The following is a 15,481-nucleotide window of genomic DNA, read 5'->3' as shown; positions in this document are numbered from 1 at the left end:
ATGGCGCACATCATAGCGAGACTGAAAGAAGACAGGGCGGCCGTGGAAGAAGTGTTCGGGCGTCTTCGCGCGGTCAACGGTTCGGCGGAGGATCGGGACGCGCTCTACAGCGTGCTGGGTCGGTTCTTCGCTGCGCTGACGAAATTTGAGGAGTCTGTATTTTACTCCGCGGTAAGGGAGTCGGCAGCCGCCACCAGCCAAGGGGTCGATTTGGTCATAGGCCAGGCGGTGAGCGAGCATCGCGAAATCCTCAAGCTGCTTCGGACCATTACCGATCTTGAGCCGAGCGATCCGGAGTGCGCGCGTGCCAGAAACACTCTGGAGCAAGCGGTGCGTTCGCACTTCGAGCGCGAAGCGGCAGAGATCTTTCCGCTCGCCGCGCGCGTGATCAGCGACGACGTAGCCGAAGAAATGACCCTCCGCCACGACGCGATGGCGCGGGATGCAATGGTGCGCGAGCGGGTCTGAAAGGCCCGGGCCTGGCCGAAGAACGCCTCCGCCCTTCCACTCTCTACAAAAGCTTTCTGACAGGCTGGCGTGTTTTGCCGCCGCCAAGCCCACCGTTCCGGCTCCCCGGCGAACCTTCCATCTCAGGAACATACTGCGTTTGGAAACGTTATTCATAATAACGCTGCCAACTTGGTGAGCGGAGAAAGGGAGGGTCCATCATGAGTGGTACGACAAGGAGAACCAGCAACCCGGTCATAATCCGACGGTGGACCGAACAGCGCGGCGGGCATCCGGCACGCGTCGCCGCAATTCCCGACGGGAGCGTCCCGCGGATTGCCTTTGGAAAGCCGGAGGCGGGGCTTGAGCTCATCGGATGGGATAGATTCTTCGAGATCGTGCACAAGCAGGAACTCGCTTTTCTCTACCAAGAGGAAGCGGAGGACGGCAGTGCCAGCAAATTCTACAAGTTCATCCTGCAAGAAGATCGCTGACACTGCCGGCCCGTCGCGACGGTTGTTTGACGCGCGGTCTAAGATTTCTCTCTTATTGCAAGTTATCGGAACGGATCGCCGAGAAGCGCGTTGGACAAGTGTATCCCGCCAGCAGGGTATTTGCACCACAACGGCATCGCAGTTTGCTGAGGAGGAGAAGATCTCTCGCGCGAAGCAAAAAAGCCACGATCGCCAGTCGGAGAGTCACGCTCGGCATCCGGCGGCCGATCTTCGAGAGACGCAGGGCGGTCGTGAACCGTCGGCATCCGACGAATCGCTGACAGAGCTCGCGCGCAGTCGAGTGGCGGTAGAAGACGTCTCGCCCGAAATCAACGGTGGTCGATACCCAGCAAAGGCGGTGGTCGGCGGCACGGTCGCGGTCGAGGCGGATATTTTTTGCGACGGCCACGACAAGGTGGACGCCGCGGTGCTGTTTCGCGCGTCAGATGAGGAGCAATGGTCGGAATCCCCCTTGAGGTTTCATGACAATGACCGCTGGCGCGGCGAGGTTCCGATCGCACGGCAGGCTCCCTATGAGTTCACCATCATCGCCTGGCGCGACCTCTTTGCGACCTGGCGCGATGAGGTGCGCCGCAAGGTCGAGGCGGGCCAAACGGTGCCGAGCGAGATCCGGGAAGGTATGCACCTGATCGAGCAGGCGGCCGAAGGGGAGCGCGCCAAAACCGTGGGTGCGGCTGCACAGTTCCGCGCGTTCCTGGATCAGCTGGCCCAGGCGCCCGATGATGAGGCACGGTTGCAATTGATGCGCGGTGAGAAAATCGCCGCCCTTTACCGCCGTGCGGGGCCGCGCACGAACCTGACCCGCTATGGGAAGAGTCTGCCGATTTGGGTCGATCGCCCCGCCGCGGCTTTCAGCGCCTGGTACGAGCTCATGCCGCGGTCGCAGTCCGGCGATCCGGCGCGGCACGGGACGTTCGACGACGTTATCGAACGACTGCCCTATATCCGCGACCTTGGCTTCGACGTCCTGTACCTGCCGCCGATCCATCCGATCGGCGAGGTCAATCGCAAGGGGCGCAACAATTCGCTGCAGGCGCAGGAAGGCGATCCCGGCAGCCCTTACGCCATCGGATCGCGGGAAGGCGGGCACGACGCCATTCATCCCGAACTCGGCGACTTCGACGACTTTGCGCGGCTGATCGATGCCGCGGCAGAACACGGCCTGGAAATCGCGCTCGACTTCGCCATCCAGTGTGCGCCCGACCATCCCTGGATCAAGGAGCACCCGGAGTGGTTCGACTGGCGTCCGGACGGCACCATCAAGTTCGCGGAGAATCCGCCGAAGAAGTACGAGGACATTGTCAATGTCCACTTCTATCGCGGGGCTCTGCCTTCCCTCTGGTACAAGCTGCGTGACATCGTGCTGTTCTGGGCAGAGCACAGGGTGCGCATCTTCCGCGTGGACAATCCCCATACCAAGCCGTTGCCGTTCTGGGAGTGGATGATCCGGGAGGTGCAGGCGCGCTATCCGGACGTCATATTCCTGGCTGAGGCCTTCACGCGGCCGAAGATGATGAAGCGGCTGGCCAAGGTGGGATTCACCCAATCCTATACCTATTTCACCTGGCGCAACACCAAGCAGGAACTGACGGAGTATCTGACCGAGCTGACGAGAACCGAGGCGCGTCACTACTACCGGCCGAACTTCTTCGTCAACACCCCCGACATCAATCCTCGCTTCCTGCAGGAAAGCGGCCGGCCGGGCTTCCGCATCAGGCTGGTGCTCGCTGCGACGCTGGCCGGCAATTACGGTATCTACAACGGTTTCGAGCTTTGCGAGGCCGCCGCGGTGCCGGGCAAGGAAGAGTACCTGGATTCCGAGAAATACCAGATTCGTGCCTGGGACTGGGATCGGCCGGGCAATATCCGCGAGGACGTCGCACTGGTGAACCGTCTGCGGCGCGGCAACCCGGCGCTGAGCGACTTCACCAACCTGGAGTTCTACAACGCCTGGAACGACAACATCCTTGTCTACGGCCGGCGCACGCCTGACCTTTCGAGTTTCGTTCTGATTGCCGTGAACCTGGACCCTCATGCGACCCAGGGGGCCGGCTTCGAGGTGCCGCTGTGGGAGTTCGGCCTGCCGGACGACGCCTCGATCGGCGTCGAGGATCTGGTCACCGGCGACCGCTTTACCTGGCACGGCAAGGTTCAGCACGTTGAACTGGACCCGCAGGTGCGGCCGTACGCCATCTGGCGGCTGATTGCCGAGGAGGGCGTGCTCTGATGGATGCTCGCACGCCGGAAAATCTGAGACAGGGAAAGCGTCCTGCGGCATCGGTGGCGGTCGGCAAGGAGCCGGAGTGGTACAAGGATGCCGTCATCTATCAGCTGCACGTCAAGGCGTTCCAAGATTCGACCGACGACGGCGTGGGCGACTTCCGCGGCCTCATGCAACGCCTGGACTACATTCAGGCGCTTGGCGCCACGGCAATCTGGCTGCTGCCGTTCTATCCCTCGCCGCTGCGTGATGACGGCTACGACATCGCCGATTACCGGAAGGTGAATCCCGCCTATGGCAACATGCGGGACTTCCGCCAGTTCGTGAAGGAGGCCCACCGTCGCGGCCTCAGGGTGATTACCGAACTGGTGATCAATCACACCTCCGACCAGCACCCGTGGTTTCAGCGCGCGCGCCATGCCAAGGCCGGTTCCGCCGCTCGGGATTTTTACGTCTGGAGCGATACCGACGAGCGTTACCCCGACACCCGCATCATCTTTCTCGACACCGAAACCTCGAACTGGACCTGGGATCCGGTCGCGAAAGCCTATTTCTGGCATCGCTTCTATTCCCACCAGCCGGATCTGAACTTCGACAATCCGCGCGTGCTGCATGAAGTCATCAAGGTCATGTACTGGTGGCTCGACATGGGCGTCGACGGCCTGCGCCTCGATGCGATTCCCTATCTGGTTGAGCGCGATGGGACCAACAACGAGAACCTGCCGGAAACCCACGTAGTCCTGAAGAAGATTCGCGCCGCGCTGGACGATCGCTATGACGACCGCATGCTGCTGGCGGAGGCCAACCAGTGGCCGGAGGACACCGCGGTCTATTTCGGTGACGGGGACGAATGCCACATGGCCTTTCACTTTCCCCTGATGCCGCGGATGTACATGGGTCTGGCCCAGGAAGATCGCCACCCGATTACCGATATCGTGCGGCAGATGCCCGATATTCCCGAAAGCTGCCAGTGGGCGATCTTCCTGCGCAACCACGACGAATTGACCCTGGAGATGGTGACCGAGGAGGAGCGGGACTACCTCTGGCGCACCTATGCCGACGACGAGCGCGCCCGCATCAATCTCGGCATCCGGCGCCGGCTGGCGCCGCTCATGGGAAACGACCGCCGCAAGATCGAGTTGATGAACGCGCTATTGCTGTCGATGCCCGGCACGCCGGTCCTCTACTACGGCGACGAGATCCGTATGGGCGACAACTACTACCTCGGCGATCGCGACGGGGTGCGCACGCCGATGCAGTGGACGGCGGACCGCAACGGCGGCTTCTCGCGGGCGAATCCCCAGCAGCTCTATCTTCCGGCCATCATGGACCCGGTCTACGGCTACCAGGCCATCAACGTGGAAGCGCAGGAGAAGGACGCCTCCTCTCTCTTGAACTGGATGCGCCGCATGGTGGCGATCCGGTCGCAGTCGAAGGCCTTCGGCCGCGGCGAGATTCGTTTTCTCTATCCCTCCAACCGGAAGATCCTGGCCTATGTGCGCGAGCTGGGGGAGGAGAGGGTGCTCTGCGTCGCAAACCTGGCGCGTACCGCCCAGGCGGTGGAACTCGATCTCAGCGAGTTCCGCGGGATCGTGCCGGTGGAGCTGACCGGCCGCACACCGTTCCCGCCGATTGGCGACTTGCCCTACCTCCTGACGCTGCCTGCCTATGCATTCTTCTGGTTCAGCCTCGATGCGGAGGCTGAGGCGCCAGGCTGGCATGCGGAGACGCCGGAAACGCTGCCGGACTTCATCACCCTTACCACCACCGACGGCACCGCACGGCAGATCATGACCGGCCGGGAAGGGCGTCAGTTGAGCAAAGACGTGCTGCCGGCCTACTTGCCGCTGCAGCGGTGGTTCGGCGACAAGGGCAGCCCGATCAGGTCGGTGGCCGTCAACCGCCTCGGCAGCCTCGGCCGCAAGCAGTCGGCCCTTTCGATCATCGACGTTGCAACCGACAAGGCGGAAAGCCGCTATTTCCTGCCTCTATCCATTACCTGGGGCTCCGAGCATCTGCGCCCCGGGGCGCCGCTGCTGTCCTACACCCTTGCCAAGGCGCGCAAGGGGCCGCACCTTGGTGCCGTGATCGATGGCGCCTTCGACGACAGCTTCGCGGCTGAACTGATGAACGCGATGCGCACCGGAAAACCGGCCAAGATGGAGACGGGCGAGATCCGCTTCGATGCGACGGAGGAGCTGAAAGCGCTCGACCTTCCGGGGCAGGTCCGGCGGCTGGGGGCTGAGCAAAGCAACGTGTCGGTGATCATCGACGACCAGGTGGTGCTGAAGCTCTATCGGCGCCTGCAGAGCGGCGAACAGCCCGATGTTGAGGTCGGCCGCTTTCTCACGCGCACCGCAGGCTTCGAGGCGACGCCGGCTTATCTTGGTTCGGCCAGCTACACCACAGGCGATGGCGAAGATGTGACCCTCGCCACGGCTTTTTCCATGGTTCACAATCAGGGCGATGCGTGGCGGGTGCTGCTGGAGGCGCTCACGCGCGATCTCGAGCTCTTCGCAATCGCCGCAGACGGTGAAGAGGAAGCGGACTCCCGGCCCTTTGCCTATCCGCTGGACATGGCCGACACGCTGGGACGGCGTACTGCGGAGCTCCACGCTGCCTTCGCTTTCCCGACGGATATTCCGGCCTTTGCGACCAAGCCGTTGCGGGCAGCAGACCTCAAGGCGTGGTCGAAGGCGGTTGCCGGAGAAATCAAGCAGCAGATCTCCATGCTGAGGACTCTGAAGAAACTGACGCCTGAGGCCGAGCAGGTGCGCGAAGCGGTTCTCGAGGCGCGGGATGAGCTTCTTTCCCAGGCGAAAGCGGTGGCGGAGTTGACGCCCGACGGCGGCATCTCCCGCATCCACGGCGACTACCACCTGGGCCAGGTGCTCATCAACAAGGACGACGTGTCGATCATCGATTTCGAAGGGGAGCCGCAACGCTCCCTGGACGAACGCCGCGAGAAGACCTCGCCGCTGCGCGACGTCGCCGGCATGCTGCGCTCCTTCGACTATCTGGCCTGGGCGGCCCTCGACCGGCGCCAGGCGGTGGCGGGCGAAATCGCCGAGGACGAGCGGCTGCGTGCCTTTGCCTGGCGCGACCAGGCCAGCGAGGCCTTCCTGGCGGCTTATCTTGAGCTCGCCTCGCAGATGCCGACCCATCCCAGCGACAGAGAGACGACCGATGCTCTGCTGCGTCTCTTCACGGTGCAGAAAGCCGTCTATGAGATCGGCTACGAGGCCGCAAACCGGCCGGCCTGGCTGCCGATTCCCTTGCGGGGGCTTCTCGATCTCGTCGGCAGAAATGGGGGTGCCTCATGAGCGACCACAGCGAATCACCGATCGGCCAGCTGCCGGATCCCGCCGAGATCGACGCGCTGGTGCGCGGCGCGCACGGCGATCCCTTTCATATTCTCGGCATGCACGGAGCGGAGGAAGGGCGGCTAACGGTGCGCGCCTTCGTGCCCGGGGCCGACGCGGTCGAGGTGACCGACCGCAAGTCGGGACGCCGCGTCGCCGAGTTGCGCCAACTGCATGACGGCGGGTTCTTCGCCGGGCCGGTGCCGCGGCGCAAGAACCGTTTCCCGTACAGACTGCGCGCGCGCTTTGGTGATGGCTCGCAGGAAATGGAAGATCCCTACCGTTTTCCGCCGGTGCTGGGGGAGCTCGACCTTCATCTCATGGCCGAGGGCTCGCACCGGCAGATTTATCATCGCCTGGGCGCTCACCCGGTGACCCTGGAGGGCGTCGAGGGCGTCAGCTTTGCGGTCTGGGCGCCCAATGCGCAGCGCGTGAGCGTGGTAGGGGACTTCAACAATTGGGACGGACGCTGTCACCCGATGCGCAAGCGCCACGAGGTCGGCGTCTGGGAGCTCTTCATTCCGGATCTCCAGCGCGGGGCGCTCTACAAGTACGAGATCATCGATGCCCGCGGACAGCGCCTTCCGCTCAAGGCCGACCCGCTCGCCTTCGAACAGGAGCAGCCGCCGGCCACGTCGTCGCGGGTGCATGGCCTGGTGGAACACGACTGGCGGGATGGCGCCTGGCTGCAGCGCCGTGGCGCCGCCCTGGACGTCGCGGAACCCATCTCGATTTACGAAGTGCACGCCGGCTCGTGGCGGCGCGGTGAGGAGGGAGAGCCGCTGGATTACGACCGGCTCGCCGATCAGCTGATTGCCCACGTGAAGGACCTCGGCTTCACCCACATCGAACTGCTGCCGGTTTCGGAGCATCCCTTCGGCGGATCCTGGGGTTATCAGCCGCTGGGGCTCTTCGCCCCCACCAGGCGCTTCGGTCCGCCCGAGGCCTTCGCGCGCTTCGTTGACCGCTGCCATCAGGAGGGCATCGGTGTCATCATCGATTGGGTCCCGGCGCATTTTCCCTCGGATGAGCACGGCCTGGGCCGCTTCGACGGCACGGCCCTCTACGAGCACGAGGATCCTCGCCTGGGCTTCCACCATGACTGGAACACTCTGATCTACAATTTTGGCCGCCGCGAGGTCTCGAACTTCCTGCAGGCGAACGCTCTGTTCTGGCTGTCGCGCTATCATGTGGATGCGCTGCGCGTGGATGCCGTCGCCTCGATGCTTTATCTCGACTACAGTCGCGAGCCGGAGGAGTGGATTCCCAACCGCTACGGCGGCAACGAGAATCTCGACGCCATCGCCTTTCTGCGCCAGACCAATGCGAACATCGCCACCGAGTTTCCGGGCACCGGCTGCATCGCCGAAGAATCGACCGCTTGGCCCGGTGTGAGCCGGCCGACGGATGAGGATGGCCTTGGCTTTGCCTACAAATGGAATATGGGCTGGATGCACGACACTCTGGAGTACATGCGCAAGGACCCCATTTATCGGCGCCATCACCAGGACCAGATCACCTTCAGCTTGGTCTACGCCTTCAGCGAGAACTTCATCCTGCCGCTCAGTCACGACGAGGTGGTCTACGGAAAGGGCTCGCTGTTGAACAAGATGCCGGGAGACCAGTGGCAGAAGTTCGCGAACCTGCGGGCCTACTACGCCTTCATGTGGGGCCATCCCGGCAAGAAGCTGCTGTTCATGGGTGGCGAGATCGCCCAGGAACGGGAGTGGGACCACGACGGCAGCGTGGACTGGCACCTGACGGAAAGCCCGCTGCATGCTGGGATGATGGCGCTGCTGCGTGACCTCAACCGGGTTTACCGGGACCTTCCGGCCCTGCATCAGCGCGACTGCGACGAGCGCGGATTTCAGTGGATCGACGCCAGCAACGCGGCCCAGAGCGTGCTCGCCTTCCTGCGTAAAGGGGAGGAAGGGACGGCGCCCGTGCTGGTGATCCTGAACTTCACGCCGGAGGTCAGGCGCAACTACCGCCTGGGTGTGCCTGAAGGCGGATACTGGCGCGAGGTCCTCAACAGCGATGCCGAGATCTATGGTGGTTCGAATGTCGGCAACGACGGCGGCATCGCCGCCGGCAGCCAAGGGTTGCATGACCAACCGCATTCGATCGAGCTGACCCTGCCACCCCTGGGCGCACTGATGCTGACTCCGGCGCGGGAGGGCGGTGCTTGAGACGACTTTCCGGGGGCTATTCCTATCCGCTCGGCGCGACCTGGGACGGATCGGGCGTCAACTTTGCGCTTTTCTCGGCTCATGCCGAGAAGGTGGAACTCTGTCTTTTCGACAGCAACGGCCGGCGCGAGCTCGAGCGCATCGCGCTGCCGGAGTACACGCATCAGGTCTGGCACGGTTATCTGCACGATGCCCGGCCCGGGCAGCTTTACGGTTACCGCGTGCACGGCCCCTACGAGCCGCAGGCGGGGCACCGCTTCAACCCCAACAAGCTGTTGCTCGATCCCTACGCCAAGGCGCTCCACGGCGAGCTGCGCTGGCACGATGCCGCCTTCGGTTATCGGGTCGGGCACCCGCGCGAGGACCTGGTCATGGACCGGCGCAATTCGGCTTTCATCATGCCGAAGTGCGTTGTGCTCGATCCGGCCGTCACCTGGGGCGCCGACATCGCGCCGCAGCGGCCCTGGGCCGAGACCATCATCTACGAAGCGCACGTAAAGGGCATGACGGCGAAGATGCGCGACCTGCCGTCGCCCCTGCGCGGCACCTTTGCCGGCCTGGCCGATCCCCGGGTGATCGATCACCTGGTGCGTCTCGGGGTGACCGCGATCGAGCTGATGCCGATCCAGGCGTTCATCGACGACCGCCACCTGATCGACAAGGGGCTCAAGAACTATTGGGGCTACAACACCATCGGCTTCTTCGCGCCGGCGACCCGCTACATCTCGCCGGAGGGGGACATCCACGAGTTCAAGCTCGCCGTCCGCCGCCTGCACGAAGCGGGAATCGAGGTCATTCTCGACGTGGTCTACAACCACACGGCGGAGGGCAACCATATGGGGCCGACTCTCGCGTTTCGCGGTGTGGACAACGCCAGCTACTACATCCTCGACAGCGACCCGCGCTACTACTACGACGTCACCGGTTGCGGCAACACCTTGAACCTGAAGAACTCGCGCGTCCTTCAAATGGTCATGGACTCACTGCGCTATTGGGTCGAGGAGGTGCATGTCGATGGCTTCCGCTTCGATCTGGCCACGGCGCTCGGCCGCGAGCGGGACACCTTCGACGAGCATGCGGTGTTCTTCGACGCGGTGCGGCAGGACCCCGTGCTCTCGCGGGTGAAGCTGATCGCCGAACCCTGGGATGTTGGCCCGGACGGATTCCGCCTGGGCGGCTTCCCGCCGGGCTGGGCAGAGTGGAACGGGCACTACCGGGACGCCATGCGGTCCTACTGGATTGGAGAGGAGGGCGCGCTCGCTCAGGCGGTCTCCAGCCTCTCGGCAAGCGCCCACCTGTTCGACCACGGCGGCCGGCGCCCCTGGGCCAGCGTGAATTTCATCACCGCCCACGATGGCTTCACGCTGAAGGATCTCGTCTCCTACAACGACAAGCACAACGAGGCCAATCAGGAAGGCAACGCCGACGGCCACTCGGACAACCGCAGCTGGAACTGCGGGGTCGAGGGGCCGACCGACGACCCCGAGGTGCTCGATCTGCGCGACCGCATGTGCCGCAACTTCATGGCCACGATGATGGTTTCGCAGGGCACGCCGATGATCCTCATGGGTGACGAAATCGGCCGCGGCCAGCTGGGCAACAACAACGCCTATTGCCAGGACGAGGAGCATACCTGGCTGGAATGGGAGGAGATTTCGGACCGCGACCGGGGCCTGCGCGCCTTCCTGGAAGGCATGATCCGGCTGCGCAAGTCGCTTCCTGTCCTGCGTCAGGGAGCATTCCTGCACGGGCAGCCGGTGGGCGATTCGGATTGCCAGGACCTCATCTGGTTGAAGCCCGACGCCACGCCCATGTCTCCGGAAGACTGGGAGGATCCGCATGCCAAGAGTATCGCCATGCTGATGTGCGATGTCCGCATGGAACGTACACTGCTGCTGCTGAACGCCCATCACGAGACGCTGTCGTTCCGGCTTCCCGGCGGGGACGTCGCGGATCGCTGGCGCCTGATCGTCGATACCGCATCGGGGCGCATCGGGGTGGCCGATGGCGAGTTCCAGGCGGAAGCGGAGGTCGAGCTTCCTGGACGTGCCTTGTTCCTCCTGGTCGGGCGCAGTGCATGACAGGAAATAGATTCGCCTACCGCAAGCAGTGGGGCGCCGAGGTTCTGGATTCGAAGGAAGTGCGCTTCCGCCTCTGGGCGCCGAATGTGCGGGATCTGGCGGTGTGCTGCGGCGAGTCCGACGTCCTGCCGATGCGCCGCCAGCGTGACGGCTGGTTTGAAGTCACGACCGACCGCATCGCTGCCGGCGAGCGCTACGCATTCCAGCTGGCGGACGGCCGGCGCTTGCCCGACCCGGCGGCCCGCGCCCAGGCCGGCGGCGTGCACGAGGACTCGCTGCTGATCGACCCCGCCGCCTACGCCTGGCGCAGCGCCGCCTGGCGCGGTCGCCCCTGGGAAGAGGCGGTCATCTACGAACTGCACACGGGCACCTTCAGCGAGGCCGGCACCTTCGCCGGCGTGGCCGAGAAACTCCGGCATCTGGCAGAGACGGGCGTGACGGCGATCGAGCTCCTGCCGGTGGCACAGTTCGGCGGCAACCGGGGATGGGGCTATGACGGCGTGCTGCTGTATGCGCCCCATACGTGTTATGGCGGGCCCGATGGGCTGAAGGCGCTGGTCGACACGGCGCACGAGCAGGGGCTCATGGTGCTGCTGGACGTCGTCTACAATCACTTCGGGCCGGACGGCAACCATCTGCACGCCTACGCGGAAGATTTCTTCAACGCCGCGCGCGAGACCCCGTGGGGACCGGCCATCGCCTACGAGCAGCCGGCGGTGCGCGATTTCTTCGTGGACAACGCGCTCTATTGGCTGGAGGAGTACCGTCTCGACGGCCTGCGGCTGGATGCCATCAACCAGATCGAAGACCCCTCCGAAGAGCACATCCTGGAAGCCATCGCGCGCCGGGTGCGCGAGCGGCTGCCGGACCGCCACATTCACCTGACGACTGAAGACGATCGCAACATCACGCGGCTGCACCGCCGCGACGAGGCGGGCAGGCCGGTCCGCTACACGGCGGAATGGAACGACGACTTCCATCACGCGGCGCACGTGGCGGCGACCGGGGAGGCCGAGGGCTACTACGCCGATTACACCGACCATCCGGCGGCGGGTCTGGCCCGCGCGCTTGCCAGCGGGTTCATCTATCAGGGCGAGACGTCGCGTTTTTGGGATGGCGCGGCACGCGGTGAGCCGAGCGGACACCTGCCGCCGCTGGCCTTCGTGAACTTCCTGCAGAACCATGATCAGACCGGCAATCGGGCGTTCGGCGAGCGGCTGACGGATCTGGCGTCGCCGCGCGCCGTAGAAACGCTGACCGCCATCCTGCTGCTATCGCCGCAGGTCCCGATGTTGTTCATGGGGGAGGAGTGGGGCGAGATCCGGCCCTTTGCGTTCTTCACCGACTTCCACGGTGAACTGGCCGATGCGGTGCGCGAGGGACGCCGCCGGGAGTTCCGCCGCTTTCCCGCTTTCGCCGACGAGGCGACGCGGGACAGGATTCCCGATCCGAACGCCCAGACCACCTTCGCCGCCTCGCGCCTCGACTGGGATCGCCTGGCGACAGCGGAAGGCCGCGCCCGGCACAGCCTGCTGCGCCGCCTGCTCGAGATTCGCCGCAAAGAGATCGTCCCCCGGCTTGCCGGCATGCAGGGTGATTCCGGCCGGGCGGAGCTCGGCGAGGCGAGCAGTTTCGCCGTCGACTGGCGGCTGGGCGACGGCTCGCGCCTCACGCTGCTGGCCAACCTGACCGACCGGCCGTTGCCCGCCCCTATGAAGGTTGCCGGCCGGGTATTGTTCGAGACCGTCGATGACGGCGAAGGCGCGGCGCTGACGGGCTGGTCGCTGCGCGTCGTACTTGAAGAGCCTGAGGCACAGCGCGGCGCATGACGGATCGCAACTTGCCGCGGGCGACCTATCGCCTGCAGTTCCGCAACGGCATGGACTTCGACCGGGCCGCCTCCCTGGCGCCCTATCTCGCCCGCTTGGGCGTCAGCCATCTCTATGCCTCGCCTCTCTTTGCCGCCGCCGAGGGGTCGACGCACGGCTATGACGGCGTGGACTTCGCTGTGATGGAGCCGGCCATCGGCGGTGACGCAGGCTTCGAGCGCCTCTGCGGGGCGCTGCGGGAGGCCGGTTTGAGTCTTCTGCTCGACTTCGTGCCCAATCACATGGCGGCGGTGGAATCCAATGCGTGGTGGTGGTCGGTACTCGAATGGGGCGAGGCCAGTGCCCACGCCCGGGTCTTCGACATAGACTGGTCGGCCTCCAAGCTGATGCTGCCGGTGCTGGGCTCCGGTTACGGCGAGGCGCTGGAGAGCGGCGTCTTTGGGCTTGGCTTCGACGCCGGAAAAGGCCGTCTCGGTTTCCGCTTCTACGACCGTACCATGCCCCTCACGCCGCCGTCCTATGCCCGGCTCCTCGCGTCGAGCGCGGATCCCGTCCTCCGGCGGCTCGGGCAGCGTTTTGCCGGAGCAACGCCGGAGAGTGGCCCCGCCCTGCAGCGGGAACTTGCCGAGGCCGCGCGGCAGCCGGCGGTGTCCGCGGCGATTGCGGATGCCCTGTCGGCCGCACAGAGCGATACGGGCGCACTGCACGAAATCCACGAGGCCCAGGTCTGGCGGCTGGCCCACTGGCGGCTGGCGCGGGAGGCACTGACGCACCGACGGTTCTTCGAAATCGCCGAGCTGGTCGGCCTGCGGGTCGAGGATCCCGCCGTCTTTGCCCAGGTGCACGAGCGCCTGTTTCAGCTGATCCGCGACGGCCAGGTTGCCGGCGTGCGCCTCGATCATGTCGACGGGCTGAGCGATCCGAAGGGCTATTTCGAGCGGTTCCAGGAGACCGTGGGCTGTGATGGTGACTGCTACCTGCTGGTGGAGAAGATTCTGGAGCCCGGCGAGCCGCTGCGGCCCGACTGGGCGGTTTCCGGCACCACGGGCTACGAGTTCATCGCCGCTCTGGCCGACCTCTTCGCGGACAGCGCAGGCTATGAGTCGCTGACGGCCGCCTACGACGGGTTCGTCGGACGCACCAGCGACTACGCGGCCGAAGCGGCGCAGGCCAAGCGGGAGATCCTCGGCTTCAATCTCGCGGGCGAGCTTTCGGACCTGACGGCCATGGCGCGGGACCTCGCGGCACAATCGATCGCGACGCGGGATCTCGGTGAGGACGCGCTGAAACGCTCGATCACCGAGATCATCGTGCATCTGCCGGTCTACCGCAGCTACATCGTCCAGCAGGGGCCGGATGCGCTGGACCGGCGCTACCTGCAGCAGGCGATCGATGGTGCCGGGATCTCGGAGCAGACCGGAGAGCCGGAGGCTCTGGCGTTCGTTGCCGGACTGCTGCTGCCGGAGGGCGCCGATGACGAGGAGAGACCCTCGGCGGATAAATTCGTCGCCCGCTTCCAGCAGACGACGGGGCCGGTCATGGCCAAGGCCGTCGAGGACACTTTGTTCTACCGCTACAACCGGCTGGTCGCCTTGAACGAGGTGGGCGGCGCAGCGGATCATTTCGGTGCGCCCCTGGCGGATTTCCATGCGGCGATGACGGAGCGCCAGGCAACGCAACCCGCCGGGCTCTCCGCGACGGCGACCCATGACACCAAGCGCGGCGAGGATGCCCGGGCCCGGCTGTACGCCCTCAGCGAGATGCCGGGCCGCTGGCGCCAGGCAACCGCGCGCTGGAGCGCCATGAATGTGCAACACCGCACCGCCCTGCCGGAGGGGGAAGCGCCGGAGCCGGAGATCGAGTGGCTGTTCTACCAGGCCCTCGCCGGGGCCTGGCCGGCCAACTTGGTTCGGGAGCCGCTGTCCTCGGAGGCGGCGGCTCGCGAACTGGCGGATCTGCGCGAGCGCTTCCTCGCCTATATGGAAAAGGCCTGCCGGGAAGCCAAAAGCAGAACCACCTGGACCAACACGAACACAGCGTACGAGGAGGCGGTGGCCGGCTTCGTCTCGGCGCTTCTCACGGTCGAGAGCGGCGGTGAGTTCCTGACAGATTTTGCAAAGACCTGCAGGCCGCTGTGGCTGGCCGGCGCGGTCAACAGCCTGTCGCAGCTTACCCTTAAGCTGACAGCGCCAGGCATCCCGGACATCTATCAGGGCTGTGAGCTCTGGGATTTCAGCCTGACCGACCCGGACAACCGGCGGCCGGTGGACTTCCCCCTGCGGGAGTCGCTGCTCGATAAAGGGGCCGCCGGCGAAACGGCGGCTCTGATGGAAGATTGGCTTTCGGGGGCGCCGAAAATGGCCCTGCTGTCGGCCGGCCTGCGTGCCCGCCGGCAGCATCCAGAACTTTTCGCGGAAGGCTGCTACGAGTCCCTCGAAGTGAAAGGCTCACGCGCCGAGAGTATTGTCGCCTTTCAGCGGAGGGCAGGAGACGCGCGCCTGGTGGTGGTGGTTCCGCGCAGGGTGCTGGGCCTTGTTGAGGGCACGGACGTTCCCGTGATCCCCGCGGAAAGCTGGGGGGATACCGGCGTGGCCCTGCAAGGCGGAACGCTGGAAGGGAAGCTGCGGGATGTTGTCACAGGGGAGACCTATGGGGGACGAGAGCCACTGCAGGCCTCGCGGCTGCTCGCGTCCTTCCCCGTCGCCCTTCTGCTGTCCGCTGCAGAGGGGACCGGCTCTTAAGGTCCCCGTCGTGGCTGCCGCGCAGAGCGCAACGAAACTTTGCCCGCGGAACCAAAGAGCCTGTCGCACGTTGCGAACAACACGCCTATCTGTCCT

At 65.1% G+C, this 15,481-nt stretch carries 8 protein-coding genes; all 8 read left to right on the top strand.

The features are described 5' to 3' along the window. The 8 genes from WDC82_RS23200 (at position 1) to treY (ending at position 15,385) form a co-directional block, all read left to right on the top strand. Positions 1–468: a hemerythrin domain-containing protein gene (locus WDC82_RS23200; protein ID WP_340119800.1), complete on the top strand. Its 468-nt coding sequence runs from the start codon at positions 1–3 to the stop codon at positions 466–468. A 200-nt stretch (positions 469–668) separates the two neighbouring features. Further along, the gene (locus tag WDC82_RS23195; RefSeq protein WP_340119799.1) at positions 669–941 is read left to right on the top strand and encodes a hypothetical protein; all 273 of its coding nucleotides are present in this window, start codon (positions 669–671) and stop codon (positions 939–941) included. 55 nt (positions 942–996) lie between these two features. After that, positions 997–3,189: an alpha-1,4-glucan--maltose-1-phosphate maltosyltransferase gene (locus WDC82_RS23190; RefSeq protein ID WP_340119798.1), complete on the top strand. Its 2,193-nt coding sequence runs from the start codon at positions 997–999 to the stop codon at positions 3,187–3,189. Then, a complete protein-coding gene (gene treS / locus WDC82_RS23185; protein WP_340119797.1) occupies positions 3,189–6,506 on the top strand; it encodes a maltose alpha-D-glucosyltransferase in 3,318 nt (1,105 codons plus the stop codon). Before WDC82_RS23190 ends, treS begins: the two co-directional genes overlap by 1 nt. After that, the gene (gene glgB, locus WDC82_RS23180; protein WP_340119796.1) at positions 6,503–8,734 is read left to right on the top strand and encodes a 1,4-alpha-glucan branching protein GlgB; all 2,232 of its coding nucleotides are present in this window, start codon (positions 6,503–6,505) and stop codon (positions 8,732–8,734) included. Before treS ends, glgB begins: the two co-directional genes overlap by 4 nt. Further along, positions 8,731–10,815 carry a glycogen debranching protein GlgX gene (gene glgX / locus WDC82_RS23175; RefSeq protein ID WP_340119795.1) on the top strand — a complete coding sequence of 695 codons (2,085 nt, stop codon included), beginning with the start codon at positions 8,731–8,733 and terminating at the stop codon, positions 10,813–10,815. Before glgB ends, glgX begins: the two co-directional genes overlap by 4 nt. Continuing rightward, a complete protein-coding gene (gene treZ / locus WDC82_RS23170; protein WP_340119794.1) occupies positions 10,812–12,644 on the top strand; it encodes a malto-oligosyltrehalose trehalohydrolase in 1,833 nt (610 codons plus the stop codon). The genes glgX and treZ overlap by 4 nt, the downstream gene beginning before the upstream one ends. Beyond that, on the top strand, positions 12,641–15,385 hold the full coding sequence (treY, locus tag WDC82_RS23165) for a malto-oligosyltrehalose synthase (RefSeq protein ID WP_340119793.1): 2,745 nt from the start codon (positions 12,641–12,643) through the stop codon (positions 15,383–15,385). Before treZ ends, treY begins: the two co-directional genes overlap by 4 nt. Positions 15,386–15,481 lie beyond the last annotated feature (96 nt).

Source organism: Pelagibius sp. 7325, from assembly GCF_037652055.1.
Classification (GTDB): domain Bacteria; phylum Pseudomonadota; class Alphaproteobacteria; order Kiloniellales; family Kiloniellaceae; genus Pelagibius.
Note: the sequence above shows the minus strand (reverse complement) of the source record. Positions and strands in the feature narration are given on the sequence as shown.